Annotated in this window: 24 protein-coding genes; 12 read left to right on the forward strand and 12 right to left on the reverse strand. The window is 60.8% G+C overall.

Going from position 1 to position 26056, the window contains the following annotated elements; all coding sequences use genetic code 11:
* Positions 1-124: 124 nt before the first annotated feature.
* Complete coding sequence (locus JIN81_RS17280) at positions 125-463, reverse strand: integrase core domain-containing protein (protein ID WP_234045257.1); 339 nt, start codon at positions 461-463, stop codon at positions 125-127.
* Here JIN81_RS17280 and JIN81_RS17285 point away from each other — a divergent pair.
* Positions 436-1491 carry a transposase gene (locus tag JIN81_RS17285; protein WP_200282917.1) on the forward strand — a complete coding sequence of 352 codons (1056 nt, stop codon included), beginning with the start codon at positions 436-438 and terminating at the stop codon, positions 1489-1491. The two genes, JIN81_RS17280 and JIN81_RS17285, sit on opposite strands and share 28 nt — an antisense overlap.
* A 352-nt stretch (positions 1492-1843) precedes the next feature.
* On the opposite strand, the gene JIN81_RS17290 is transcribed toward JIN81_RS17285, so the two are convergent.
* Positions 1844-3322, reverse strand: coding sequence for a Gfo/Idh/MocA family protein (locus tag JIN81_RS17290; RefSeq protein WP_200283042.1), 1479 nt, complete (start codon positions 3320-3322; stop codon positions 1844-1846).
* A 180-nt stretch (positions 3323-3502) separates the two neighbouring features.
* Here JIN81_RS17290 and hrpA point away from each other — a divergent pair, with 180 nt between their 5' ends.
* Positions 3503-7228, forward strand: coding sequence for an ATP-dependent RNA helicase HrpA (gene hrpA, locus JIN81_RS17295; RefSeq protein ID WP_200282920.1), 3726 nt, complete (start codon positions 3503-3505; stop codon positions 7226-7228).
* Positions 7229-7306: 78 nt separating this feature from the next.
* On the opposite strand, the gene JIN81_RS17300 is transcribed toward hrpA, so the two are convergent.
* A complete protein-coding gene (locus JIN81_RS17300; RefSeq protein WP_200282923.1) occupies positions 7307-7612 on the reverse strand; it encodes a Dabb family protein in 306 nt (101 codons plus the stop codon).
* Between the two features lie 115 nt (positions 7613-7727).
* Between JIN81_RS17300 and JIN81_RS17305 the strand changes: the two genes are divergently transcribed.
* The 3 genes from JIN81_RS17305 to JIN81_RS17315 are packed head-to-tail and all read left to right on the forward strand — an operon-like array spanning position 7728 to position 11250.
* On the forward strand, positions 7728-9905 hold the full coding sequence (locus JIN81_RS17305; RefSeq protein WP_200282926.1) for a sulfatase/phosphatase domain-containing protein: 2178 nt from the start codon (positions 7728-7730) through the stop codon (positions 9903-9905).
* A 52-nt stretch (positions 9906-9957) separates the two neighbouring features.
* Complete coding sequence (fabG, locus tag JIN81_RS17310; protein ID WP_200282929.1) at positions 9958-10704, forward strand: 3-oxoacyl-[acyl-carrier-protein] reductase; 747 nt, start codon at positions 9958-9960, stop codon at positions 10702-10704.
* Positions 10705-10716: 12 nt separating this feature from the next.
* Entirely contained in the window at positions 10717-11250 is a 534-nt protein-coding gene (locus JIN81_RS17315; RefSeq protein WP_200282932.1) for a SixA phosphatase family protein, read from the forward strand.
* A 1-nt stretch (position 11251) separates the two neighbouring features.
* Here the strand turns inward: JIN81_RS17315 and JIN81_RS17320 are convergent, their stop codons facing one another.
* The gene (locus JIN81_RS17320; RefSeq protein ID WP_200282934.1) at positions 11252-12838 is read right to left on the reverse strand and encodes an NAD(P)/FAD-dependent oxidoreductase; all 1587 of its coding nucleotides are present in this window, start codon (positions 12836-12838) and stop codon (positions 11252-11254) included.
* A 154-nt stretch (positions 12839-12992) separates the two neighbouring features.
* Between JIN81_RS17320 and JIN81_RS17325 the strand changes: the two genes are divergently transcribed.
* Both JIN81_RS17325 and JIN81_RS17330 read left to right on the forward strand, forming a co-directional pair.
* Positions 12993-14873 carry an ABC transporter ATP-binding protein gene (locus tag JIN81_RS17325; RefSeq protein WP_200282935.1) on the forward strand — a complete coding sequence of 627 codons (1881 nt, stop codon included), beginning with the start codon at positions 12993-12995 and terminating at the stop codon, positions 14871-14873.
* A gap of 51 nt (positions 14874-14924) precedes the next feature.
* A complete protein-coding gene (locus JIN81_RS17330) occupies positions 14925-15449 on the forward strand; it encodes a hypothetical protein (RefSeq protein WP_200282936.1) in 525 nt (174 codons plus the stop codon).
* Between the two features lie 33 nt (positions 15450-15482).
* Here JIN81_RS17330 and JIN81_RS17335 read toward each other — a convergent pair whose 3' ends face one another.
* From JIN81_RS17335 to JIN81_RS17370, 8 genes are read right to left on the reverse strand one after another with little or no spacing between them, the layout of a single operon-like run.
* Positions 15483-16130 (reverse strand): HAD family hydrolase, encoded by a 648-nt coding sequence (locus tag JIN81_RS17335; protein ID WP_200282937.1) that lies wholly within the window; start codon positions 16128-16130, stop codon positions 15483-15485.
* Complete coding sequence (locus tag JIN81_RS17340; protein WP_200282938.1) at positions 16127-17551, reverse strand: glycosyltransferase; 1425 nt, start codon at positions 17549-17551, stop codon at positions 16127-16129. Before JIN81_RS17340 ends, JIN81_RS17335 begins: the two co-directional genes overlap by 4 nt.
* Positions 17548-17994 (reverse strand): GNAT family N-acetyltransferase, encoded by a 447-nt coding sequence (locus JIN81_RS17345; RefSeq protein ID WP_200282939.1) that lies wholly within the window; start codon positions 17992-17994, stop codon positions 17548-17550. The genes JIN81_RS17340 and JIN81_RS17345 overlap by 4 nt, the downstream gene beginning before the upstream one ends.
* On the reverse strand, positions 17991-18881 hold the full coding sequence (locus JIN81_RS17350; RefSeq protein WP_200282940.1) for a glucosyl-3-phosphoglycerate synthase: 891 nt from the start codon (positions 18879-18881) through the stop codon (positions 17991-17993). The genes JIN81_RS17345 and JIN81_RS17350 overlap by 4 nt, the downstream gene beginning before the upstream one ends.
* Before the next feature lies 1 nt (position 18882).
* A complete protein-coding gene (gene crcB / locus JIN81_RS17355; protein WP_200282941.1) occupies positions 18883-19272 on the reverse strand; it encodes a fluoride efflux transporter CrcB in 390 nt (129 codons plus the stop codon).
* Positions 19273-19295: 23 nt separating this feature from the next.
* A complete protein-coding gene (locus tag JIN81_RS17360; protein WP_200282944.1) occupies positions 19296-20135 on the reverse strand; it encodes a metal ABC transporter permease in 840 nt (279 codons plus the stop codon).
* Positions 20136-20139: 4 nt separating this feature from the next.
* Positions 20140-20886, reverse strand: a complete 747-nt coding sequence (locus JIN81_RS17365) for a metal ABC transporter ATP-binding protein (RefSeq protein WP_200282946.1) — start codon at positions 20884-20886, stop codon at positions 20140-20142.
* The gene (locus JIN81_RS17370) at positions 20887-21315 is read right to left on the reverse strand and encodes a hypothetical protein (protein WP_200282948.1); all 429 of its coding nucleotides are present in this window, start codon (positions 21313-21315) and stop codon (positions 20887-20889) included.
* Positions 21316-21465: 150 nt separating this feature from the next.
* Here JIN81_RS17370 and JIN81_RS17375 point away from each other — a divergent pair, with 150 nt between their 5' ends.
* The 5 genes from JIN81_RS17375 to JIN81_RS17395 all read left to right on the forward strand — a co-directional run bounded on the left by JIN81_RS17375 (position 21466) and on the right by JIN81_RS17395 (position 25976).
* A complete protein-coding gene (locus JIN81_RS17375; RefSeq protein WP_200282950.1) occupies positions 21466-22890 on the forward strand; it encodes a sulfatase in 1425 nt (474 codons plus the stop codon).
* A 6-nt stretch (positions 22891-22896) separates the two neighbouring features.
* On the forward strand, positions 22897-23490 hold the full coding sequence (yihA, locus tag JIN81_RS17380) for a ribosome biogenesis GTP-binding protein YihA/YsxC (protein ID WP_200282952.1): 594 nt from the start codon (positions 22897-22899) through the stop codon (positions 23488-23490).
* Positions 23487-24662, forward strand: coding sequence for an RsmB/NOP family class I SAM-dependent RNA methyltransferase (locus JIN81_RS17385; protein ID WP_200282954.1), 1176 nt, complete (start codon positions 23487-23489; stop codon positions 24660-24662). Before yihA ends, JIN81_RS17385 begins: the two co-directional genes overlap by 4 nt.
* A 78-nt stretch (positions 24663-24740) precedes the next feature.
* Positions 24741-25361, forward strand: coding sequence for a hypothetical protein (locus JIN81_RS17390; RefSeq protein ID WP_200282956.1), 621 nt, complete (start codon positions 24741-24743; stop codon positions 25359-25361).
* Positions 25362-25439: 78 nt separating this feature from the next.
* Positions 25440-25976, forward strand: a complete 537-nt coding sequence (locus JIN81_RS17395; RefSeq protein ID WP_200282959.1) for a hypothetical protein — start codon at positions 25440-25442, stop codon at positions 25974-25976.
* Positions 25977-26056 lie beyond the last annotated feature (80 nt).

Raw genomic sequence — 26056 nt, forward strand, 5'->3', positions numbered from 1 at the left:
TGAGTTTGCCGATGTGGGTGTCGAGGAAAAGGGCGAGTTCGTCGCCACAGGGACCGGTGGCTTCCATGCAGGCGTGGAGCATGGCGGGCTTGCAGTGGTGCGCACCCCTAATTTGGAGCATTGGCTAAGTTAGTCCGACCAGGGTTTCTGTTGGTTTTGGCTCAATGCCGGCGAAGGGAGGCGTAGCCGACCGAAGACGGCATTGAGCGGCGAATTGCTCTGGGGTCTGTTTGTTGAGTGAGCCGTGGCGTTTCACGGTGTTGTAGGTGATGCGCCATTTCTCGGCATGGCTTCGAACCTCCTCGAGGTCGCGGAACCCATAATAGAAGGACACATAATAGAAGGACACATAATAGAAGGACACATAATAGAAGGACACACCTTTTATAGGATTTGCTGCTTGTAAGGGGCTGGAGAAGGTGGCAAGGTTCTGCCATGGCCAAGGCGCGGTGGATTGCTCCATGGAAGGATTCGCAGGAGAAGCCTGCGATCTACCACTTGATTTCGCGGGTCGTGGATCGACGGATGGCTTTCGGGCCGGAGGAGAGGGAAAAATTCTGTATGTTCATGCGCATGATGGAGAATTTCACGGGTTGCCGTGTGCTCTCTTACTGCATGATGTCCAATCACTTCCATCTCTTGCTGGAGGTCCCGCCCATGCCGGCGGAAGGCCTGTCGGATGAGGTCTTTCTACGGCGCTTGGGTGCGCTCTATTCGAAGGCGAGGGTCGATGCGGTTGCGGGTTCGCTGCGTGCGGCACGCAAGGTGGGGGATCAGGCTGAGGTCGAGCGCATCGTCGGGCAATACGCCTATCGAATGCACGATCTGAGCGAGTTCATGAAGGGCTTGCTGCAGCGCTTCAGTCACTGGTTCAACCGATCGCAGGGACGAACGGGGCGGCTCTGGGAGCAGCGCTTCAAGAGTGTGCTCGTGGAGGATGGTGTGGCGGCGCGGACGATGGCGGCGTACATCGACTTGAATCCGGTTCGAGCCGGGATCTGCAAGGATCCTGCGGACTACCGGTGGAGTAGCTATGCGGAGGCGGTGGCGGGTGGAAAGAGGGCTCGGGCTGGCTTGGTGCGTGCGTTGCGCGGGCACGAAGGGAATGTAGGGACGGCCAGAGCGTGGGCACAGGGAGGCTTGGCCAAGGAGTATCGGGTCATCCTGTTAGGGAAAGGTGTGGAAGTGAAGGTGGACGGCAAGGTCCGGCGCAAGGGGATGAAGCGCGAGGTGGCGGAGAAGGAGCTCCAGGCGATGGAGGCGCGGAAGCGGGATGTATCGATCTCGAAGCTCATCCGTCATCGAGTGAGGTATTTTTCGGATGGAGCGGTAATCGGCGGCCGTGGGTTTGTGGACGAGGTGTTCCGGGATTGTCGGGATCGATTTGGTCAGAATCGAAAGACCGGTGCGCGCAAACCGCGAGGTGCCTTGGCTGCCTTGTCCGGGGATATCTGGTCGGCGCGTGACCTGCGCGTGGGCATCGAGACGTAGGTGGTGCGGGGTCCGTCGGTGGGTGGGTCCAGTCCTAGAAAACGATCAATGGACAGATTGCTGGCTTTTGAGGCCGGCGAAGCGTGGGGGAGGCGACCGAATGGGTTTGTTGTTCTGCGGGCAGGATTGCCCGCACTCCTTACCCGTCATGAGTGGAGAAGAGGATGGAGCGTGGGCTTCGGGGGCAGGCGGGAGCGCGGGGGAAGCGGGGTTTGTTGGTTGCCAGCAGGTGGCATCTTTTGGTGATGCGGGGTTGGTTTGGGTGCGTCCGGTTTTAGCAGCACGGATCCAGCAAAAGAAAAAGGCGCGACCCCGGTGAGGGAGTCGCGCCTTGAGAGAGGAGTCGCGATGATCAGGAAACGATTGGAAGTGGCTTGGTGGTCTTCCAGTTTCCACGAGTGAAGTCGGGGAAGTCCTGAGGCATGCCGTCTTCGGCGACCGACTTGCGGGAGAGTGGGGTCACTGCGGACCAGAAGGCACCTTCGTAGACGTTCTGGTCGAGTGGTTCGCCCTTCTGGAGGCACTCGATGGCGCGGAAGTTCATGATGGCATCCATGCCGCCGTGACCGCCGTGCTTCTTCGCGATGTCCTGCATGCGGACGAAGAGGGGGTGGTCGAAGTGCTCGTAGAAGGCATTGAAGCCGTCACCCTGAATCCAGGAGTGGTAGTTGGATGATTTGTTCGGCTTGTCTTCCGGGAGGTCGAGCAACTTGCGCAGCGCGGGGGTGGCGTTCTTCCACGTGTAGTCGAGGGCGATGCGGGCGGGGAAGCCGGCTCCGGTGCCGCGGGTTCCCTGAATCAGGTTGTGGCGGCTGTAGGGGCGTGGGCTGCTCTCATCCCACTGGACCATCACCGTGCGACCGAGGGTGGTCTTGATGATGGAGGTGCTCATGTCGCCACCGTTGAAGTCGAGCTTGGCGGACTTGGAATCCTCACCGAGGCGTTCCTTGGCGTAGAGTGCGTGGTTGCGCGCGGGCGAAGAGAAGGACACGAGGCGGCGGAAGTTGTCATCGCCCCGTCCCAGATTCATGTATTGGGCGACCGGGCCGAGTCCGTGGGTCGGATAGAGGTTTCCATTTTCCTGGGCCCAGTGAAGGGTGCGCCACGATCCGGTGCCGCGACCCTTTTCGTACTGGTTCATCTGTCCGCGGAGTTCGTGGATGTAGGCGGCTTCGCCGTGGAGGAGTTCGCCGAAGACTTCCTGACGGCACATGTTGAGGAACATCAGTTCTTCGCGGCCGTAGTTCACGTTCTCCATCATCATGCAGTGACGCCCGGTCTTCTCCGAGGCGTCGATGATCTTCCAAAGGTCTTCGAGGGTGGTGGCAAGTGGCACCTCGACGAAGGCGTGGGCGCCAGCATTCATGGTGTCGATGGCCATGGGAGCGTGCCATTCCCACGGAGTGGCGATCCACACCGCATCGGGCTTGGTTTCGGCCAGCATCTTGCGGTAGGCGTGCTTGTCGCCGTGGTAGGTCTTGACGTTCTTGTGGCGCTCCGGGTCGGCCTTCAGCACGCGCTCCTTGGCGCGCTTGCAGGCGTCTTCGTAGAGGTCGCAGATGCCGACGAATTCCGTGCCTTCGGCTGCGGCGGCGTGGGACAGGTGAGTTGGCCCACGAGCACCGACACCGATGATGGCGACTTTGACCTTCTCCAGCTTCGGGGCTACGAAGTCGCCCATGTATTTCGCTCCGCTCAGCCGTGCCGGGGCGGATTCAGCCGCCCTGAGAATGGGGCCGGCTGCGGCGACTCCTGCGCCAATTCCGCCGAGTTTCTTCAGGAACCCCCGGCGTCCTGCGGAGCTAGGATTGGTGTTTGTGTTCGAATTCATCATTTTTCGTGCGAGAAAGATACGTTCGGTCTATGCTAGGTCCTTTCGCTTTGCAACTCATTCGACGACGATTTCGGTGGAAACCTGTCAGACGATTGAGGGATTTTCCTTGGAGTGGTGGGCAGTGCGGCCTGCTTCGCGCTTGTTTCGCGGCGCTGGGCACGCTTTAAGCCCCGCGCGATGGACGAGGGACTGCCGGGACTGAATTATCCAGAATCACTGCCGGTGGTGGCCCGGCGTCGGGACATCGTGGAGGCGGTGAGGGATCATCAGGTGGTGGTGGTGGTGAGTGAGACGGGTTCGGGGAAGACGACCCAGCTGCCGAAGATGGTGGCGGAGGTGCTGGCGATGCAGGCCGGCGCGGACGAGCGGAGGAGTCGGCGGCCTCGCTTGATCGGGTGTACCCAGCCGCGGAGGATTGCGGCTTCGAGCGTGGCGGAGCGGGTGGCGGAGGAGCTGGGGATTCCGCTTGGTGGCTTCGTTGGCTATCAGGTTCGCTTTGATGACCGGACGTCGCGCGACACGCGGATCAAGTTCATGACCGACGGCATCTTGCTGGCGGAGACGCAGGGTGACCCGGATTTGAAGCGCTACGGGGCGCTCATCCTCGACGAGGCGCATGAGCGATCGCTGAACATTGATTTCCTGCTGGGCTATCTCAAGCGGCTGCTGGACCGGCGGCCGGACCTCAAGCTGGTGATCTCGTCGGCGACCCTGGACGCCGGTAGCTTCGTGGAGTTCTTCACGGGGGTGACGGGGAAGGCTCCGGCGTTGATCGAAGCGGAAGGCCGGACCTTTCCTGTGGAGGAGCATTTCCTCCCGGGCTGGGAGGATGAGGAACTGGCCGATCATGTCGTGCGGGCGGTGGATTGGCTGACGGGCGTGGAGAGCGACGGGGATGTGCTGGTGTTCCTGCCCGGGGAAAGGGAGATCAGGGAGTGCACCGAGAGGCTGGAAGGCAGGAACTACCGTGGCACGGAGATCTTGCCGTTGTATGCGAGGCTTGGTCTGGGTGACCAGCAGCGGGTGTTTCATCCCGGGCCGAAGCGGCGGGTGGTGCTGGCAACCAATGTGGCGGAGACCTCGCTGACGATCCCGCGCATTGTGTGTGTGATCGACTCCGGGCTCGCCCGGGTGAGCCGCTGGAGTCCGGGCCGGGGTGTCCAGCGCTTGCAGATCGAGGAAGTTTCGCAGGCAAGTGCCCGTCAGCGGAAGGGGCGCTGCGGCCGGGTGCGGGAAGGTGTCTGTGTCCGCCTGTATGGCGATGAGAATCTCGAGGACCGCCCGGAGTTCACGGATCCGGAGATCCGCCGGAGCTCGCTTGCGGGAGTGATCCTGCAGATGAAGTCGCTCGGGCTTCCTGAGATCGATGAGTTTCCCTTCATTGATCCGCCGGCGCCGAAGGCTGTCTCCGAGGGTTATCGTACTTTGCGCGAGGTCGGGGCGCTTGATCGCGATCGGGAGCTCACGGAGTCGGGGCGTCTGATGGCCGGCATGCCGGTGGATCCGCGGCTTGCCAGGATGCTGCTGGAGGCGAAAGAGGAAGGTTGTGTCGCCGGGGTGCTGCCGATCATTGCGGGGCTGGAAACCCAGGACCCGAAAGAGCGGCCTGCGGAGAAGGCGAAGGAGGCGGATGCGGCGCACAAGCGATGGAAGCATGAGGAGAGTGACTTCATGGCGATGCTCGCCTTGTGGGATGAACTGCAGTCGATGCGCCGGGGTCGCCGGTGGCAGCGGAACCAACTGCGGAAGTTCTGCCGGAAGCATTTCCTCAATTTCCGCCGGGTCACCGAGTGGGCGAATGTGCACGACGAGCTGCGTGATGTGGTCAAGCGGGTGCTCAAGCTGGAGATTTACGAGGGGGCCTGCCTGCCCAAGTCCGAGGGGGCGCGGAAGGGGAATGCGGGGGCGGACGCCCTGCACCGGGCGCTGCTGGCCGGGGTGCCGAAGCAGTTCGGTCTGTGGGACCGCGAGGAGCGTGCGTATCGGAGTGCAAGTGGTGGGCACTTTGCGGTCTTCCCCGGGTCCTATGTGTTTGGTGGCAAACGATGGGACTGGGTGATGGGGATGGAGCTGGTGGACACGACTCGTTTGTGGGCCCGCCGGGTGGCGAAGATCGATCCTGCGTGGGTGGAAGCCGTAGCGCCTCATCTTTGTCGAAGTCGCTTCAGTGAGGGGCGCTGGGACGCGGCTCAGGGTGCGGTCTATGCCAAGGAGACGGTCCTTTGTGGTGGTCTGCCCATCGTGACCGGGCGGCGTGTCCACTTTGGTCGGATCGATCCTGAAGGGGCGCGTCGGATCTTCATCTGCGAGGGCCTGATGCAGGGGGGCGTGAAGGGGAAGTCACTGGCCGCGGCGAGGCTTCAGGAACTGAAGGAGGAGGTGGAGTTGATCGAGCACAAGCTGCGCCGTTCCGGTGGGCTGTGGAGCGAGGAGGCGGTCGTGGCCTTCTTCGAGAAATGCCTGCCCGATGGCATGTGCACGACCAAGGCGTATCATCGCTGGCGGAAGGATCACGAGGAGCGGTATCTGCCCGGGCTGGAGGATGTGGTGTGGGAGGGTCTGGAGCGCCTGGACCTGGAGGGTTTTCCGGACTCGCTGGATTTCGATGGAGAGAGCTATTCGCTCTACTACCGCTGTGCGCCGGGTGAGCGTGACGATGGTCTGACGATCGGAGTCCATGTCGACCAGTTGGGTCAGGTGCCGGATTGGCTTCCGGGCTGGGGTGTTCCCGGAGATCTCGAGCGACGTGCCGAGTGGATGATTCGTTCGCTGCCCAAGGACCTGCGTCGGGCCTGCCAGCCGATCAGCACGAGAGCGCGGGAATTTTCCGATCGGTGGTGGGCCGCGGTGAAGGATGGCCCGGTGGAGGTTCGTCTGGCCGAGTTCCTAACAGAAGCCACCGGGTTCCAGGTGGGCGCTGGTGATTTTGATCTGACCCGCCTGCCGGATGAGTTGGTCACTAAGGTCTGGGTGTGCGACGACGATGGGGAGGAACTCGCGATGGGGGTATCGGTCGCGGAGTTGCAGGCGCAGCTCGGCTCCGTGGTGGAGGAGCGTTTCGAACAGGCGGCCAACGAGGAATGGGAGTTGCACGGTCTCGACGGCTGGCCGGACTTCGATCTCCCCGAGTGGGTGGATACGGCGAGCGGTCGTGCCTATCCGGCCTTGATTGATGAGCGGGATGGTGTCGGAAGTCGGGCGTATTCCAGGGCCGCCGAGGCGCATGAAGCGCATCGCGGCGGCGTGGTCAGGCTGCTGATGCTGGATCAGCCGGATCAGGTGGCCTACCTGAAGAAGAAGTTTCCCCTCGATCTGATGGCAAAGCTCGAGCTGCCGCGTCTGCAGGCAGGAGTCGAGCTTTTGATCCCGACGGCGGGTGAAGGGGCGCTTGGCCGGGGTCGGATCAGTTCGGCCGAGGAATTTTCAGAACGCGCGGCGCTAGCGCGTGGGGAGTGGTGGAATGCAGCGCAGAAGATCGCGGATGCGATGGAGGTGGCGATCGGGGATTGGCAGGAAGTCCGGGCGTGGATCGATGCGAATCGCAACGACCGCCATTACGCCGAGATCGCAGCAGATCTCGATGAGCAGTTGATGTGGCTGTTCCGAGTGCAATTCCCGTGGCGCGCGGGCTACTGGCGCACGGTGGACTACAAGCGTCAGATGCAGGCCATCCGCGCGCGGATCTCGCGTCTGTCAGGAATGCCGATCAGCAAGGATTTGGAGAAAATGGATCGGGTCCGGCGCTACTGGGAACCATGGTTCCGTCAGTGGACCGAGCAGCCGCATGATCCCGGTCTGTGGGAATACGGCTGGATGCTTCTCGAATTCAGGACCTCGCTCTTTGCGCCTGATGTTCCGGTCGCCGGGAAGGTCTCGGAAAAGATGCTGAACCAAGGGTGGTGAGCTGCGCACCCGGCATCGTGGTGGGGGGTGAGGGTCCGTCTTTGACGAACGCCTCCGCCTGTTTGTTCCTGACCTTGACTAGAGGGGTTGCAGGTCGCGGACCTGCACCTTTTCCCACCAGGAGGAGAACTTCTCGATGAATGCATCGTGATCCGGGTGGACTTGGTAGGCATCCTGATCCTCGACCGACTCGAAGCGCATGGAAGTGGCGTAGTCCCAGGTGGTGTCGATCACAGGGCGCTCCATCACGTCGGCCGGCTTGCCGAAGAGACCACCAGCGACCTGCGGGATCTTGAACAGGGCGCGCAGCCCGTCTTCGAAGGCTTGGCGGTCGGCGTCGTTGCGGTGAGCTTCCTTGAGCCAGAAATAGACGTGGTGTTCCATGCCCGTGAACTATCCGCTGGTGGACCGACGGGCAAGTCCCGGCTGGGTCGTAATCGGGCGGTGGCGCGAAAATTTCCCTGTAAGAGGGGACGCTTGGGAGGGTATTGGTTCTCTTATGAAGTGCTTCTTCTCCCTGATTCTCGCGACCTGCCTCGGCCTTGAGGCGGCAGAGCGCCCGAACATCGTGTTCATTTTCTCCGATGACCATGCCTTGAACTCGATTTCGGCCTATGGGGGGCCGCTCAAGGAGGTGGCTCCGACGCCGCGTCTCGACCAGCTTGCCGAGCAGGGGGCGATCTTCACGCGCTCCTACTGCGGGAACTCGATCTGCGGTCCGTCGCGCGCTGCAATCCTGACCGGCAAGCACTGCCACATCAACGGCTACGTGGACAACCAGAATTCCACGTTCGACGGGACCCAGACGACCTTCCCGAAGCTCCTTCAGAAGGTGGGCTATCAGACGGCCATCGTCGGCAAGTGGCATCTGGTCACGGATCCTACCGGTTTCGACTACTGGGAAGTGCTGCCCGGTCAGGGGGCCTACTACAATCCGGACATGAAGCGGATGGATGGCAGCACGAAGCGCTACGAGGGGTACTGCACGGACGTCGTGACGGATCTGGCGATCGACTGGCTGGACAACCAGCGGGATGCAGACAAGCCGTTCGTGCTGATGTGCCAGCACAAGGCACCGCACCGGAACTGGGCTCCTGCTCCGCGCCACCTGACCCTGTTCGATGACTTGGAAATTCCCGAGCCGGCCACCCTTTTTGATGACTACGCCAACCGCTCCAAGACCCTCAAGAAGCAGGCGATGAGCATCGCGAAGGACATGACGTGGACTCACGACATGAAATTCAAGGGGGAGAATTTGTTCCCGGATCATTTCGTCGGCAACAAGTGGGGCAGCAACTATGAGCGGATGAACGACGAGCAGAAGAAGGCTTGGGACGCCGCGTATGAGCCGAAGAATCAGAAGTTCATCGAGGACATGAAGGCCGGCAAGTTGGACGACAAGGCGGTCACCCGTTGGAAATACCAGCGCTACATCAAGGACTACCTGCGGTGCATCCGGGCGGTGGACGAGAATGTCGGACGACTCGTGGATCATCTCGACAAGACCGGACTTTCGAAGAATACCATCGTGATCTACTCGTCCGACCAGGGATTCTACCTCGGCGAACACGGATGGTACGACAAGCGCTGGATGTTTGAGGAGAGCCTTCAGATGCCATTCATCGTGCGCTGGCCGGATGTCATCAAGCCGGGTTCCCGCAGTGACACGATGATTCAGAATATCGACTACGCGCCGACATTTCTCGAACTGGCGGGAGCGCCGATTCCCGAGGCGGTGCAGGGACGAAGTCTGGTTCCCGTTCTGAAGGCTTCCGGTGCGGAGCCAGAGGATTGGAGGGAGGCCATCTACTATTACTACAGTGGAGAACAGACCCACAAGGTGGCGAAGCACGATGGGGTCCGGAGTGACCGCTACAAGCTGATGTGGTTCCCGAATACCAAGGAATGGAACCTGTTCGATCTTGAGAAGGATCCACAGGAGATGAAGTCGGTTGCCGACGATCCGGAGTATGCGGAGGTGTTGCAGAAGATGAAGGGGCTGTATGACGGGCTGCGTGCGAAATACCGCGTCAGCGACGCCACCGTGCCCGCCCATCGACTCGATCAGAAGTGGTGGAAGCAACGCCACAGTGCGAAGAAGAAGGCTGCCCAAGGGGAGCATGACCTGGTGTTCATCGGCGATTCCATCACGCAGGGATGGGAGGGAGCCGGCAAGGAGGTCTGGGATGAATTCTACGGCGATCGCAAGGCCTTGAATCTCGGATTCTCCGGCGACCGGACCGAGCATGTGCTTTGGCGCCTGATGAATGGTGAGTTCGCCGAGGTCGATCCGAAGTTGATCGTGATGATGATCGGGACCAACAACACCGGACACCGTCAGGATCCACCGGAAGTGACCGCGGATGGGATCAAGATGATCCTTGAGTTGCTGCGGGATCGGAAGCCGGATGCGAAGGTCCTGTTGCTCGGTGTGTTCCCCCGCGATGAGCAGCCCGACGGCGAGAAACGGAAGATCAATGTGGGCATCAACGAGCTGATCTCGAAGATGGCGGATGGCGAGCACATCCACTACCTGGACATCTCGGACGAGTTCCTTGGTGAGGATGGTGTCATGCCCAAGGAGATGATGCCGGATTTCCTCCATCCCAAGCAGAAGGGCTACCGGGTCTGGGCGGAGGCGATGGAGCCGAAGATCACCGAGTTGTTGGGCAAGTAGGAAGCGGATTTTTTGGTTTGGCATCGGCGATGGGGCATTCCAGCCTCACGCCATGCAGTCATTTGAAGGAAAGGTCGCAGTGGTCACGGGTGGTGGCCGGGGGATTGGTGGATCCATCGCAAAGGCACTGGCTGCCCGCGGGGCGAAGGTGGCCGTGGTGAGTCGAAGCGAGGCGAGCTGCGGCAAGACGGCGGACGAGATCAACGCCGAGTTTCCCGGTGCCGCGAAGGCGTATGCCCTGGACGTGGCGGATCACGATGCCGTGGCGGCGCTCGGCAAGGAGGTCGTGGCGGATTTCGGAGGGGTGAACATTCTTGTCAACAACGCCGGGGTGACCCGCGACGGTCTGCTCATGCGGATGAAGGAGGAAGACTGGATGACGGTCCTCGACACGAATCTCAAGGGGGCCTTCAACACGGTGAAGGCGTTCATGCGTCCGCTGATGAAGGCCGAGGACGCGCGGATCATCAACATCGCGTCCGTGATCGGTTTGATCGGCAACGCGGGACAGGCCAACTATGCGGCGAGCAAGGCGGGTCTGATCGGATTCAGCAAGTCGGTGGCGCGTGAGCTGGCGGGCAAGAAGGTCACCTGCAATGCGATCGCTCCGGGCTTCATTCGGACCGACATGACGGACGCCCTATCCGACGATGTGAAGGCAGCGATTCTCGGGAAGATCCCTCTGGGTGAGTTCGGTGAGGTTGAAGACATCTCCGACATGGTGGTCTATCTGGCGGGGCCGGCTGCACGCTACATCACGGGTCAGGTTCTGGCCGTGGATGGTGGAATGACCATGTGACAGGCTCCGTTCATGGATTTGATGCTGCTTCGACACGGGCACGCAGAGGATTTCAATCCTGCTGGGGATGCCGCCCGCGCCCTGACTGAGAGAGGGATAAAGCACAGCCGCCGTGCGGGCCGTGTGCTGCGCTTGCTGGATGCGCGACCCGAGGTGGTTCTGACGAGTCCACGGACAAGGTGTGTGGAAACCGCGGAAGCCTTTTGTGACGCGGCGGAGATGCCGGGTCCGGTGATTCAGGCGTGGATCAATTGCGGGATGTCTCCTGCGACAGCACTCAGCGAACTGAGTGCCTTCCGCGATTTCGGACGGGTCATGCTTGTCGGGCATGAGCCGGATCTGTCCGGTCTGGTCGAGTACCTGCTGGGCGTCGGAGGCGGTGCCGCCATCGAAGTCAAGAAAGGCGCCCTCGTGGAGTTGGACATGCCCCTTTCCGGCCGGGGAAGCACCCTTCGGTGTCTGGTGCCTCCGAAATTGATGCGCCGGGCGAACCGAGCCATTCCGGGTGACCTGAGTGCCGATGGCCCGCGTGGGGGCCTCGCTTGACTCACGATGATGTGGCCTCGGCGAGGGGCCGCGGTGTCGTCGCATGATCCCGGGGTGCCGGGACGGGCTCTTCCGGGCGGACGAAGGCGGTTTCGAGTTCGAGTTTCAGCCAGGCGAATAGGCCCCGGAACAGGTGTCCCGATGCCTTAACACTCGCCACGAAGGGCGTTTTGATGAGGTAGGGATGGTGGAGGTTGTTGACCCCGTAACGTCCCGTCTTGAGTCGCTTCCGGGCAATCTGTTCGAGCCGCTTGTTGTAGAAGGCCATGAAGCGCCCGAAGATTCCGCCTGGCACCCCATGGTAGGGCATCTTCGAGAATTCCTGATCGGTCCAGTTGTAGACCAGTTGGACAGGGCCGAGGAAGTAGGTCGCGATGTCCATGAGGAAAGCGGCACGCATCATGTCGCTGTCCCCGAGATACTGGTATTTGTTCCGGTAGAGTGCGTTGAACCAGCGGTGGTAGGACTGGCCGAACTCGTGGTTGTGGCGCTCGAGTCTCTCGCTGACATCCTCTCCGTCCATCGCCATCCTCAGGATGGATGCGGAAGTGTAAGTACTGTGGGCGCAGTAGTCGAGTCCCTGGGAATAGAGCGGATCCATGAAACCCGCGGCGTCCCCCATGCACATCCACCCATCGCCGCAAACCTCAGTGGAATAGTAGGGCAGGTTCTTGTAGATGCGGGAGTCGTTCTCGACGGGTTCTGCATCGCCAAACATCAGCTTGCCGATTGGGTGAGTGAGGAGGTGCTGCTTCACCCGTTGGCCGACCGGACCTTCCGCAGGGGGAGTGAAGAGTCGTTCGTCCCAGGTGACTCCGGCAGAGAACTCGCCGTTGGCGAGCGGGATGATCCACGACCACCATCCGCGTCCCATGAGGTGGTTGGTGGCGCTGGTGCGTCCCACCGGTGTCTTCATTTCGTCGAGTGCTTCGCAGGCCATTCGGGCCTTGTAGCTGTCGAGGTCGGTGACATTGCGGAACCTGACCCACATGGAATGAACCGGGTGACCGTCGAGCGGGCGGAGGGTTCCCCGTATCCGGCCGATGAGAGCGGCCTTCCCCGAGCAGTCGGCAATCCAATCCGCGGTGACGGTGCGGGTCATGCCATCATGCTTGAAGGTGACGGTGTTCTTGCCTGCTCCATCGAGTTCGAAGGTCTTGACGCTGGCGGTGCGGATCACGTCGCATCCCTCTTCATCGGCCATGCCGAGCAGGTGGGTATCCAGTTTCGAGCGGTCGAGCTGGTAGGTGGGGAAACGGGCCTGGGTAAAGGGGCCGATCTCGCTACAGGCGCTCGGGCAATCATTGCCCTCTTTGTTGAACCAAAGCCGCAGTCCGTTCTTCTGGAAGTGCTCGCGGGCGAGGTAGCTCGAGAGCCCGAGGACCCGGGTGAGGAAGCAGCCGGCCACTTCCGACGTCGATTCTCCGACCTTGCGATCGAACTTTTCCGACTTCTCGAGAATGAGGATGCGGGTTCCGGGTCGTTGGCGACGCATCAGCAACCCGAGTGAGCTGCCCGAGAACGCCCCCCCAAGGATGACGAGGTCGTAGTGGTCACTTGTGGGCTGGGATTCGGCGGCGGATACCATCTTGGCGCGGAGTTTAGCCCACTTGGGCTGTGGCGCAAGAATCAGGTAGCAGAGAGGGGCTAGGGGAGGATGGATTGCAGATGGAGCCGGGCTTTTCTGCGGCTTATCGGTGCTTGCGCCCGGGGTCGATGCCGGGGAGTCTTACGCCTCTCGAATGAAGCGCTTCCGACCCTATTTTGCCTACCTCGCCGAAGCGAAGTTCACCTTCCTTGCGGGCATCGCAGCGGGTCTCCTCTTCGCCGTTTTCAGCGGTTTTGGCCTTCCGTTCATGGTTGAGAAGGTGTTTCCGGTGATCTTTGGCGCCCGGCCTGAGATCGAGACGGTGATTTCAACCCTTTCGGCGGCCGAGGGGAGCGAAGAGGCCAAGCGAATCCTCGATGAGGCATTTCCCGGTGAAATGAAGAGCCTAGAGGAGACCCGTGCGGTCCGGGCTTGGTTTGCTGACAAATTCGGGGCTGAAGATGGTCCTTTGGCGATGTTGGTCGCGGCGGCTCTTCTGGTGCCGTTGGTCACGCTGCTCAAGGGCTTGGCGGGTTTCTTCAATGTCTACTGGGTCACGGCGGCGGGATTGCATGTTCTCCGCAGGATCCAGGGGCAGGTCTTCCACAAGATCCAGAGGTTGCCTCTCGGTTTCTTCAGCGGTCACAAGACGGGAGACTTGATCAGCCGGGTGAATGGGGATGCCAACATTCTGCAAGGGGTGGTGACCACCATTTCGAACGATTTGATCAAGCAGCCTTTCACCTTGATCGCGGCGCTTTGTTACCTCGTTTACCGAAGCATCTCGGACAGCAATTCGTTCTTTGTGTTGGTCTGCCTGCTGACCATTCCGATTTCGATCATCCCAATCCGCATTCTTGGCAAGCGGTTGATGCGGCGTGCCGGCAACATGCAAAAGGAGGCGGGGAGCAATACGGCGATCCTCGCTGAAACGTTGGGGGCGACCCGCGAGGTGCGTGCCTTCAATCTGGAGGAAATGCTAGCCGGCCGGTTCCTCGAGGGAGTCAGGCGCTGGACCGTCCTCCATCTGAAGGTGATCAAGTACCGCTATCTGGTTCCCCCGATCATTGAGATGCTTGCTGCGGGCGCATTGGCTGCGGCGCTGACCTATGGTTCACAGCGGGGAATGACGCTGGATGGCTTCGTGCCCCTCGCGATCGCCCTCTACATGTGCTACGAGCCGATCAAGAAGCTCGGAGCGGTACACAATCGCCTCAAGCAGGGTGAAGCCTCACTCGATCGTCTCGAGGTCATTCTCCATGCTGAAGAAGGAGTGACCGATCCGCCGAACCCGGTGACGATCGACAACGTTCGCGGTGGAATCCGCTTCGACTCGGTCAATTTCACGTATGGCAAGGCCCCTGCCCTGAAGGACATTTCCATCGACATCCCGGCGGGTCAGGTGGTGGCCCTTGTGGGGCCATCCGGCGCCGGCAAGACCACCTTCGCGTCGATGATTCCGCGCTTTTACGATCCAGTCGACGGGACCATCGAACTGGACGGCGTGGACCTGACGAAACTGCGTCTCAAGGACCTGCGGGATCACATCACCATCGTTCCCCAAGAGGCGGTCCTGTTCTCGGGGACGGTTGAAGAGAACATCCAGTTGGGCAAATTGGACGCATCAAAGGGGGACATTGAGCGGGCTGCCAAGCGGGCGAATGCCCACACCTTCATCGAGGACTTTCCGGATGGCTATGCGACTCCGGTCGGCGAGCGTGGTGCCCAGTTGTCCGGCGGTCAGAAGCAGCGCATTTCGATTGCCCGCGCCTTCCTCAAGGATGCGCCCGTGCTGATCCTCGACGAAGCGACCGCAGCGCTTGATGCGGATACGGAGTCACAGATCCAGGGAGAACTGGCTGACTTGACGAGGGGACGGACGACCCTGATCATCGCGCATCGGTTCAGTACGATCCGCATCGCGGACCGGATCCTGGTATTCGACAAGGGGCGGATCATTGGTGACGGCACCTTCGAGGAGCTGGAGCAATCCAACGATTTGTTCCGGAGTCTGCTGCAGAACCAACGGCATTGAAGATGCAGGCGGGTGGTGGAATGGCCATGAGTTTTCCCAGCTGAGATTCCAATGAAGGCCATCGCGTGGATCTGCTACCTGGTGTTTCTCTACGGGTTCATCCTGTTTCACACCCTCTCGCTCCCGCTGGCTGCTGCCGAACTGCTGGGCAATCCGACGCCGTTTTCCCTGGGGGCGTTCTGTCTGCTGGAATTGCTCATCATTGGCAACGTGGTGGGAACCTGCGAGTGGGGATCCCGATTGGTGCGGTGGAAGTCGAGGGGAGAGCGTCCGATCCCTCAGTGCCTGAGGGCATGCTCTGTCATGGTCGTCAGCATTCTGAGCATGGCCGCGCTGACCGGGGTGTATGTTTCACTCGTCGCCTCGGCGACACTGCTGCAAACGATCGGGGTCGTCTGTCTGTTTGCACTGCCTTTGATCGTCACCGTCTGCTTGGTCCTTTCGCAGTCGGATTTCCTGATCCAGTCAGGTGCGGCTCGGCGGTGGATCACGATGGGAGTGCGTGGAAGAATCATCGCTGGGATTCTGATCATCGGTTGCAACGGGCTTCTCGTCGGTTGGATGTCCGAGATGTAGCGGGTTGCCTCGGGTGGGCCGGGGTTGTGTTGCCTACAACCGTAGTAGATCCGCTGGAATCGAGAGCTCGGCGGGAGGGATCAGGTGGGCTTGGAGTCCCAATCCTTTCGCTGGCTCGATGTCATTGGTCCGCGAGTCGCCGACCATGAGGATTTCGGAGGCAGGGATGCCTCGAAGAAGTAGAGGCTCGATGGCGATGCGGAATAGCTCGGGATCCGGCTTGGCCCGCAGATGCTGGTAGGAGAAGACCGAGAGTTCCGGCTTGAAGTAGGATGCGGCCTCACCCAGATGGCGTTCCAACAGGGGGAGCGTGTAGGCTTGGGCGTTGGATACGATGCCGAGCTTGAGTCCTTGCCGGTGGAGCGAGATGATGAGTTCGGGCGCTCCCTGCACGGACCGGGTCGGGTTGACCGCATCCTCGATCGCGGCCGCAAAGCCAGCGGGATCGGATAGCTCGGGGGAGATGGATTGCCAGATCTCGCGGACGTCGACTTCAGGATGGGGGAAGAGGGATTCGTGGTGTGCTTTCCGGATCGCCTCTTCAAAGGCTTGATCCAGCGGGATCTGGGTCGGAAGGTCGAACTTGCGGGCAACCTCTGCCATGGCCTCGCGGCGGTCCCCCCGGGGAATGGGAGTGGCTTCTAGCAGGGTCTGATAGACATCGAAGAGAACGGCCCTCATTGGCAAAGGAAGTGAAAGCGGGAAGGGTCGAGAAATTGTCGGAGGATGGTCTCCCGGTTCAGATCGACGGGCGGCTTTCGCGGAGCCCGAAGCAACTGCTTGCGGATATCGATCAAGGAGGCGACATGCTGATCAGGATGGAAACGGTGCAGATCAACAGCCGGGGCTTCCGAGGATGAAAGAACCTCCCGGAGGTGGTCCGTGAGGGGTCGTGTTCCGCTCTGGGTTTCCGCGAGGATGCCAGAGGGATGGCTTGTCGACAATGTGATGACTTCGGCCTGCATCTCCTCGGGAAGTCGGGAAAATTCCACATGGGGTGGATCCGGGGCTTCCTCATGGTGGGGAATCGGAAGGTCGTAGGACTGGAAGATGCGGCTCAATGACTCGGCTGCGAGCTTCTCCAGCCTGCGCATGTCCAGCCATGCAGAGGGAACGAGGAGTCGGGTGTAGAGCGGGTCCAAAGGAAGGCTTTCAAGGTCGGGATCGAGCTCTGTCAGGCGTCGACCGATCACGGGGATCTGCAGGGCGGCCCCTTCGAGGAAAGTCAGTCCGAATCCCTCGGCGACCGATGTGGTAAGAAGGTGACTGGAGTGCTGGAGCCAGTCGGTGAACGAAGTGCCGGCTCCTTCGGTGGGCGGCAGGCGGTCCGAGACCGCAAACTCGACGGGCAGGTCGAGTTCTTCGGCCAACCCCGACCAGTGGTCGTGGAGGGCTTGCCAGTTCGGCTGATCCGGTCGGCGGCTGATGGCGAATCGTGTCCCGTTCGGTGCGTGTGCGGCGAGGAGCAGGGTTTCGCCGAGGTTTTTCCGGCGAATGCCGCGGACCGGTTGGAAAATCCAGCGTGGCTCCCGTCTGGTGATTGGGGCGACGGTGATCGGGTTGGGGATGACTTGGACCTGACCGGTGGGAAGCCCGGCGCGGATGAGGGTGCTCCGGTCCCGGGAGTTGATGCAGACGTGACGGATGTGGGGAGCTGTCGGGTAGAGGAGGTCCAAATCCCTGAGGCGGGCGTAGTTTTCAGCCCGGTAGTCTTCGGCGAAGTCGTGGTGCTGGAGAGTGATTGGGTGCCCTTGTTCTGCAAGGGCTGCGGCAGCCCGGGTCAGGGACGGGTTCTTGCCGAGGGCAGGATTATGAAAGTGCCACACAACGCTCCGTTTCCCGAATCTGGCCTCGATTTCGCGGACCATGGACTTCTCGAGCCCCGGTCGATTTGTCGGATCGTAGTCGAGAGCCGGGATGACGATGACCGGGAGTTCTTCGGCGTCGGAAGGAAGGTCACCACAGAGGATGACATGTTCGACCCCGGCCTTGCTCAAGGCGTGACTGGTCGCCGCGATGACACGACTCACTCCTCCATGACGGAGGTGATGGTGGACGATGATGTGAAGCTCACCTTCCGTGTGGGCGCGGGTGGGTTTCAACGGTCGATGGAAGCGAGGGGCTTGACGAAGTGAAATCCCCAGATCTGATAGCCGTGACGGTGGTAAAAACGATGGCTATCGTAGTTCGACGTGTAGCTGTCGAGCACGGCGATGTTGCAGTCCCGTTCGTGGGCGATCTTCTCAAAGTACTCCATTAGGGCGCTGCCGATACCGGATGAGCGGTGTTCCGGGTGAACCACGATGTTGTCGACCTCAAGGTAGCGTCCACACCAGATTTTCGTTGCGATCCAGGCTCCGCCGAATCCGATCATGGTTTCCCCATCAAACGCGCCGATCGGCAGGTAGTGCGGGTGATCGGCAAGGATGGTCCTGAATCGCTTGATCAGGACATCGGTGGAACAATCCGGATTCAGGTGAACCAGCAGGCCGGTGGCAGCCAGATGATCACGTTCTTCAAGCGGGCGAATGCTGAGGGAGCTCACGCTGGCTTTCTACCTTTGCGTTCGCGATTTGGGAAGCGCTCAAGATACTCGGGAAGGGTGATCATGGGCGGGCGTTCCGCGGTCGGTTCGGAGCGTGTGGGAAGCCTGGAAAAGAAGGCATCGAGGATCTGATCGGACATGCGCCCCAAGTCGGCGAGCGACCGGTTTCGGTGGCAGCGTTCATCGAGATCCGTCTGGCCGAGCGATTCGAGACCGTAGGCATTCCAGACGTCGATGAGATGGGAAGTCTCGACGCCATACCCCGTTGGAAACGGGATGCGTTCGAGCACCGACCTGCGGGCGGCGTATTCACCGGCGAGCGGCTGGTGAAGCTGAGCGAGTTCCGGACAGAAGCGTTCGAACAAAGGGCGGACGAGAATTTCGGTCACGCGACCGCCACCACGGGGGTCGACACCCTCGGAGACGAGAAGTGGGCGTTCGTAGAATCCCTTCACGTACGACAGCTCGGGGTGATCGAGGAGTGGGCCGACGGTGCCGTAGACGAAGCGTGCATGAAAATTGGTGATGTCGCCGTCGACGAAGGCAATGATGTCGCCCTTGCACTGGTGGACGGCCTTCCAAAGGTTCTCGCCCTTGCCGAGACGGGTTCCCTGAAAAGGAAGGATGTCCCGGGAAAGGAAGACTTCCGCTCCCGCATCGGCTGCCAGCATCCGCGTGCGGTCCGTCGATTCGGAGTCGATGACCACCAGCTCGTCGAGGAGAGGGAATTTGTCGATCAGGGCATGGCGCACGGTTTCCACGATCCGGGCGATGGTGCCTTCCTCGTTGAGGGTGGGAATGCACAGGCTGATGGTTTGCCGGGATTCCTGCTTCGCTTCGACGAGTCGGGCCAGATCGGCGAAGGACTGATGATGGAAGCTCTTCATCCTACTGGCTCAGGCTGTGGGCAAGGCGGAAGCCGATGAAGACGAGGGCGATTCCTCCAAGGGTCGAGACGAGGACATTCGTGAACGCCGCGATGTGGAAACCTTCCATGAGGAGTTGTCTCGAGTCGTTGCCGAACGTGGAGAAGGTGGTGAAGCCGCCGAGGAATCCGGTGACGAGAAAGGGGAAAAGCCATCCGGGGTGATGGCGCCCGACCACGGCGCCGAAGACGATGCCGATCAGGAAACAGCCGGCGAGGTTGCAGGCCAGAATGCCCCAGGGGAAGCGATGGAGTTCGGTTTTTTCGGTGAAATTCTCGACCACCATGGACAACCCCCACCGGCTGATGGCACCCAGTCCGCCACCGAGGAAGATGAGGAGTGCAGGAGGCATGGGCGAGGTGGTGGGCTTGGGTTCTAACGACGACCGGGGACGAGCACACCATACTTCGGGCTGAAGAGCCATGCGAGCATGAAGAGCCCACCGAGGACCATGACGATCGTGGGGCCTGCGCTGAGATTGAGTGCCGCCGAGAGGATGACCCCGGCCACCGAGCCGGCGGCCCCGAGAATCCCACCTCCCCAGAAAAGAAGCGGAGTGCGGTCGGTGAGGAGTGAGATCGTGGCTGCTGGTGCGACCAAGAGTCCGACCGAAAGGACGCAGCCGACGGCTTGCAGCGAGGCCACCAGTGAAAGGGCGAGCAGGGTGAAGAGAAGATACTGCATGCGTCGTACCGGGACGCCCTGCGCGGCTGCGACATTCGGTTCGAACAGGGTCAGGAGGATGGGGCGGATCCACAGATTGGCCGTCAGGAGGGTCAGGGTGCCGATGCCGAAGGTGATCCAGAGGTCGGTGGTGCCGACGGCCAGGATTTCCCCGAACAGCCAGTGTTCCAGCTCCTGGCGGGTTTCGAGATGGGGGAGGATGGCGACACCGGCGGCGAAGGCGGTGGTGTAGAGGACGGCGAGGGCGGTGCCCTGCGCGATGCGTTTCCCGCGTGCCACCGCGACTGAGCCGAGTCCGACGAAGAGGGCGGCGAACAGAGCACCGAGGAAGGCGCTGAGTTGGGTGAGGGCCCCGGCGATGAGGATGCCGAGGGTGATGCCCGGGAGCATCGTGTGGGAGAGTGCGCTGACGGAGAGTGCGTGTTTGCGCAGGACGACGAAACCACTGAAGAATCCGTTGGCGAAGCCAATCATCAGTGCGGCGGCAAGCGCGCGCTGGAAGAACGGATTCTGGAGAAGATCGAGAGTCATGGGATCACGGGGCGAAGCAGGTTTCCAGCTGGGCCGTTGTCAGTGTGTGCTCGACCGCCCCGAAGGCAACCTGATGGGTAGCGAGGAGCAGAGCTTCATCGAACAGGCGGGGTGCGCTGCCAAGATCGTGGTGGGATGCGATGATCAGGCGTCCTTCGTGGGCGAGTTGGGCCAGCAGCTCGCCCAGCTGGCCTGCAGCCCGGCGGTCCAGTCCGGTGAAAGGTTCGTCCAACAGGAGGACATGGGCTTCCTGAGCGATGGCCCGGGCGAGGAATGCGCGTTGCTGCTGACCCCCGGAGAGTTCGCGGATCTGCCGGTTCTGGAGGTCCTTGAGGTCGAGGGTCTCGAGGGCTGATTCGACCGACTCATCGTCGGTCCTGGAGAAGCGTTTCCACCATCCGACCTGTGGGTAGCGGCCCATTTCGACGAGTCCACGGACGGTGATGGGGAACGACCAGTCGACTTCCTCACGCTGGGGAAGGTAGGCGAACTCCCTCGACCAGCGCCTGACGGTGGTGCCGCGCCAGTGGATGCTGCCGCGGCTTCGGGGGACGAGGCCGGCAATGGCCTTGATGAGTGTGCTTTTGCCCGCACCATTGGCACCGATCAGAGCCACACGATTGCCGCAGGAAGTGGCGAAGTTGATGTCCTTCAGGGCCACGGTGTTCCGGTAGCTGACACGGAGTCCTTGAACCACCAGTTCGTGGTGGTGGTCGTGGTGCTCACAGCATGAATGATGGGGTTCGCTCATTCAGTGGATGTGGGGTTCCCAGACGTCGGAGATTTCTCCCATGGCATCGAAGACTTGTTGCTGGGTCGGCAGGCCGGGGGGCTCGAGTGAGAGCTTGGCGAAACGTGGCGCAGGATCCTTCGTCCGCCATTGCACCGTGATGAAGATGGTTGGATGGCCGGATTCGAGATGGATGGTTCCGGTATGGGTGCGACTGTCGACACGGATTTCGACCGTCTTGCCAGCTGACTCGATGGAGACGAGTTCGGGGTCGTCCGACAGGGTGAGGAAGAAGGGGGTCTCGAGCAGCTCGGGGGCCTCCGAGGGAGGCGGATCCACCGGCGCTTCCGCCACCGCTGGGGATGGCCGGGTGAGCTTGTAGATGCCCAGGCCCGTAAGCCCGAGGGCCAACACGAGGAAGAGAGTGCGTATCAATGGCGAGCCGCGCATGGGTGGGCGCAAGTTGCCTCCCAATGCATTTTAACGCAAGAGGTTTGCATGAAGGTGTTTCGAGCTGGAAGGGGCGTGCATTCACTGTTGGCCCAGACGATGGGGGAATACGGCTGGACCGTACGGGGATGCCGCGACAGTCTGCCGCCCATGTTTACGAAAGTGGTGATCGCTGGTTTCGCGCTGTCGATGGCGCCGGCGGTCGAAAAGCCGAACTTCCTGATCATTCTTGCGGATGACATGGGTTATGGCGATCTCGGTTGCTATGGCTCGAAGCAGATCGAGACCCCGGTCCTGGACCGCATGGCGAGTGCTGGCGTTCGCTGCACGGACGGCTACGTGGCGGGCAATGTCTGTGCGCCTTCGCGGGCGGCCTTGCTGACCGGTCGGTATCAGCAGCGCTTCGGTTTCGAGCACAATCTGAACCGTGGATTCCCGACCTTTCCGGAACGTCTCGGCATTCCCAAGGAACAGAAACTCATCGCGAATCATCTGAAGGACGCCGGGTATCGCACGGGGATTGTCGGCAAATGGCACGTCGGTGACTCGATCCCGGAGATGCTGCCCAATGCGCGCGGCTTTGATTTCTTCTTCGGGATGCACGGCGGGGGGCACGACTACTTTCCCCAGCCCAGGAAGCACAAGTTGATGAGGAACGAAGACAAGGCGGAGAAGATCCGCACGCCGTATCTCACCGATTGGTTCACCGAGGAAGCGATGGATTTCATGGCGGCGGATGGCGACAAGCCGTGGTTTCTTTTCCTGAGCTACAACACGCCGCACACGCCGATGCAGGCGAAGAAGGAAGACCTCGAGCGCTTTGCCCACATTCCTGACAAGAAGCGGCGCACCTATGCCGCGATGCAGTGGTGCATGGATCAGAACATCGGCAGAATTCTCGAGGGCCTGAAGGCATCCGATCAGTTGGAGAACACGCTGATCGTATTCTTCAGTGACAATGGAGGCAGTGTGACCGCTTCGGCGGCGTGCAATGCTCCGTTGAGGGGCATGAAGGGGAGTTTCCTCGAAGGGGGGATCCGGGTTCCATTCATCTGGCACTGGCCGGCTGGACTTCCCGCGGGAAAGGAATTCGGCGAGCCCATCATCTCGCTCGATCTCCTGCCTACCTTCATGGCGGCGGCCGGTGCCGAGATGCCTCCCAGGGAAAGGAAGGTCGGACGCAAGTCGGTGGTGGAATGGGATGGTCAGAATCTCCTGCCCTTCCTGCGAGGTGAGAACGAGGAGGCTCCTCACGAAGCCTTGTTCTGGAGGATGACACTACGGGGAAGCGCCGTCCGCGAGGGGAAGTGGAAGTTGCTGGTCAACGTGCATACGCCGCCCGCTCTCTACGATCTGGAGAACGATGTGTCTGAGGTGAACAACCTGTATGGCAAACATCCCGAGATCGTCGAAAGGCTATGGGGTTGGCTCAACAAGTGGGAGGACACGTTGGAAGACACGCCCCACTGGTTGGAGGATGCCTACTGGCAAACCTACAACCGGAAGTTGTATGAACATGACTACTGGCTGACCCAACCGGGCCGGGATGACGATTACCGGGGAATCAAACGCTGAAATTTTGTGAAGATCCACACCTCTGAATTCCTCAAAAGCGCTGCCGATCTGGAAGGCTGCCCGGAAAGCGAACTCCCGGAGTTTGCTTTCATCGGTCGGTCGAACGTCGGCAAGTCGTCCTTGCTCAACATGCTGACCCGCTCGAAGGGCTTGGCGAAAGTTTCGTCGACACCCGGGGCGACCCAGTTGATCAATTATTTCACGATCAACGAATCGTGGTTCATGGTCGACCTCCCGGGTTATGGCTACTCGAAAACCCCGCAGAAGGTTCGCGACGGGTTTCAGGTGATGGTGAGCGAGTATCTTGCCAATCGGCATTCCCTTCGGTGCGTGTTCGTCCTGGTGGACTCCCGGCATACGCCACAGAAAATCGATCTGGATTTTGCCGAATGGCTTGCCAATGCGGGCGTTCCATTCGTTCTCGCCTTCACGAAGATCGACAAATCCAAGGCGGGAAAAGTGAAGTCGAATGTGGCTGCGTTTCTGAAGTCCCTGAGTGATCGGGTGGATGGAGAACCGCGGACCTTTCTCACATCCGCTGAGAAGGGCACGGGGCGGGGTGAGGTTCTGGATTTCATCGACCAAGCACTGAAATCATGAGGATCCACCGATTGTTGGCAGAAGCGTCTGCAGGCTTGTTGCGTGAGGTGTTCGACCAGGGTGAGGTGCTCGACCGGGTGGTTGGGCAGGCTTTCCGGAAGAACCCCCGCTGGGGAAAGCGCGACCGCAACTTCGTCGCCGAGTCCGTCTGGGATGTCGTGCGGTGGCGGCGTGCATTGGCGTATGTGTGCGACTCGGATGAAGCGGGAGCCATGCTTGTGGCCACGTGGAGACGCAAGGGATTTGAAATTCCCGAATGGTGGGATTGGAGGGGGGCTTCTCTCGATGCCATGGCCGAGCGGGAAATGGAATTGGCGAATCAACCGCGCCGGGTCCGTGAGTCGATCCCTGATTGGATGGACGGGCTTGGGGCGGAAGAGTTGGGACCACGCTGGGATGAGGTCTTGTCGGCTCTCAACAAGCGGGCACCGGTCTTCGTCAGGGCCAACACGCTGCAGATTTCAGGGGACGTGCTGCTGGAGCTTCTCACCGCGGATGGTGTGGAGGCCGCGGTGGTGCCGGGCCTGCCCGACGCCATCCAGATCGCCGGGATTCTTCCGAAAAAGTGGGCGGTCGACGGGCGGCTGGAGATTCAGGATGGCGGGTCGCAGATGATTGCGCCGATGGTGCAGGTGGAACCCGGCATGAAGGTGGTGGATGCCTGCGCGGGAGGCGGAGGGAAGACCCTCCATCTTGCGGCCTTGATGGAAGGAAAGGGGGAAGTGCTCGCACTGGATGTGAATGCACGCAAACTCAAGCAACTGTCCGAGCGGGCGAAGCGAGCGGGCGTGAGGAACGTTCGGGTCGCCAAGTGGGATTCCTCGACTCTGAGGAAATACTCTGGCTGGGCCGACCGCGTGCTGATCGATGCGCCTTGTTCCGGTCTCGGCACGCTGCGCCGACAGCCGGACCTGAAATGGCGGCTCGACGAAGCGGGTTTCGCCAAGGTGAAACGTACCCAGCGCAAGCTTCTCGATCACTATCCGGAGCTGCTGCGTGAGGGCGGATCGTTTGTTTATGCGACCTGCTCCGTGATGCCATCCGAGAACCGCGGGCAGATCGACAACCTGCTCCACCGCGACCCTCGATGGGCCTTGATCGAAGAAGCCGGAGTGGATCCGGCGACGACCGATTTCGACGGGTTCTACATGGCACGCTGCGGGGCGGCTTGATCAATCTTACGGCTCGTTCCAAAAGTGACATCGCAATGGAAGAGCATGTAGCGGGATAGTCTGCTAGAGAGTTGGCTGATGAAGTTGGTCCGTGTCGGTTGCGAAAGCTGTGGAGGGAACCTCGAGGTGAACCCGCGCGACCGGTATGTGACGTGCCGCTACTGCGATGCCTGCCTGGAGGTCGTCCACGATGACACCGCGGTGGCTTCGCGGGTGGTGAGGGAGTTGGTGGGTGAGAATGAGCTGCTTGCGAATAAGGTGGAGTATTTCGAAACCCGAAAGCGGCTTGAGGAGTTCGACAAGGACTGGGAAGCGCGGAAGGCGCCGATGTTGTGGAGGTGGAAAGAAGCCCGGTTCGAGCCGAATGGTGTCATGGCTTTTTCCCAGGCGCTGATTCTCTGGGCCGTGGCCCTTGTCTTCTTCAGTTCGTTCGAAATTGCCGTCTCAACGGCGGCCGTCATTGGAGGTCTTGGCGCTGCGGCATTCCTGGAATGGAGGCGTTGGCAGATCCGGCGTTTCCGCGCGGAGAAGGCGGAGATGCTGGCGGCTCGGCTTGAGATCACCAAGGTGTTGGATGGCTTGAGGGTCGAGTTGGGGCTGCCGGACGGATCAGTGAACGGCACGGAGTTCGTGGCAGAGCCCGAGTGGGAATCGGCCTACGAGCGAAAGCCCGAGGAACGCTATCAGGACTTTTTCTGATCACCCGATGGGATTGGAAAATCGGATGGATTCTGGAAGTGCACTCCGTTCCCCGTTTCGTGTAGCTTGGCAGCATCGATGAACGTTACGAAGGTATGCTGTCAGGGATGTGGAGCCGATCTGGAGGTGGATGAAGGCATTCGCTTCGTGACCTGCAACTACTGCCATTCCCGTTTGGAGATCGTACACGACAAGTCGGTGACGCACTCGAAGCTGTTGGAGAAGCTTGAGAAGAAGACCGGAGAGATGGCTGATGATCTCAAGATCATCCGGCTTCAGAACGAGCTTGAGAAACTCGATCGTGAGTGGGCGATGAGATCGGAGGACTTCATGGTTTCAAACAAGCACGGGGTGAAGTCCGTGCCATCCTCCGCCGGCTCGATGGTGGGTGGGATGGTGGCCGTGGTCTTCGGGATCTTCTGGATGGTGATGGCGAGCTCGATGGGGGCCCCTGGGATCTTCCCTCTCTTCGGCCTGCTCTTCATCGTCGTTGCCGTCGTCGGTATGGTCCGGGGGGCGGACAAGGCCGAGCAGTACCGCACCGGAAAGCGTGCCTATGATGCACAGAGGCAGAAACTCTTGCTGCAAATCGATGACGTAAGGCAAGGGCCTTGATGAGCTCGAGTGGAAAGCTCTGGGTTCTTTCACCTAGATTCATGACCCGATCCGCCGGGGCAGGATAAGCCAGGTTCACC

The sequence above is a fragment of the Haloferula rosea genome (assembly GCF_016595525.1).
GTDB classification, from domain to species: domain Bacteria; phylum Verrucomicrobiota; class Verrucomicrobiia; order Verrucomicrobiales; family Akkermansiaceae; genus Haloferula; species Haloferula rosea.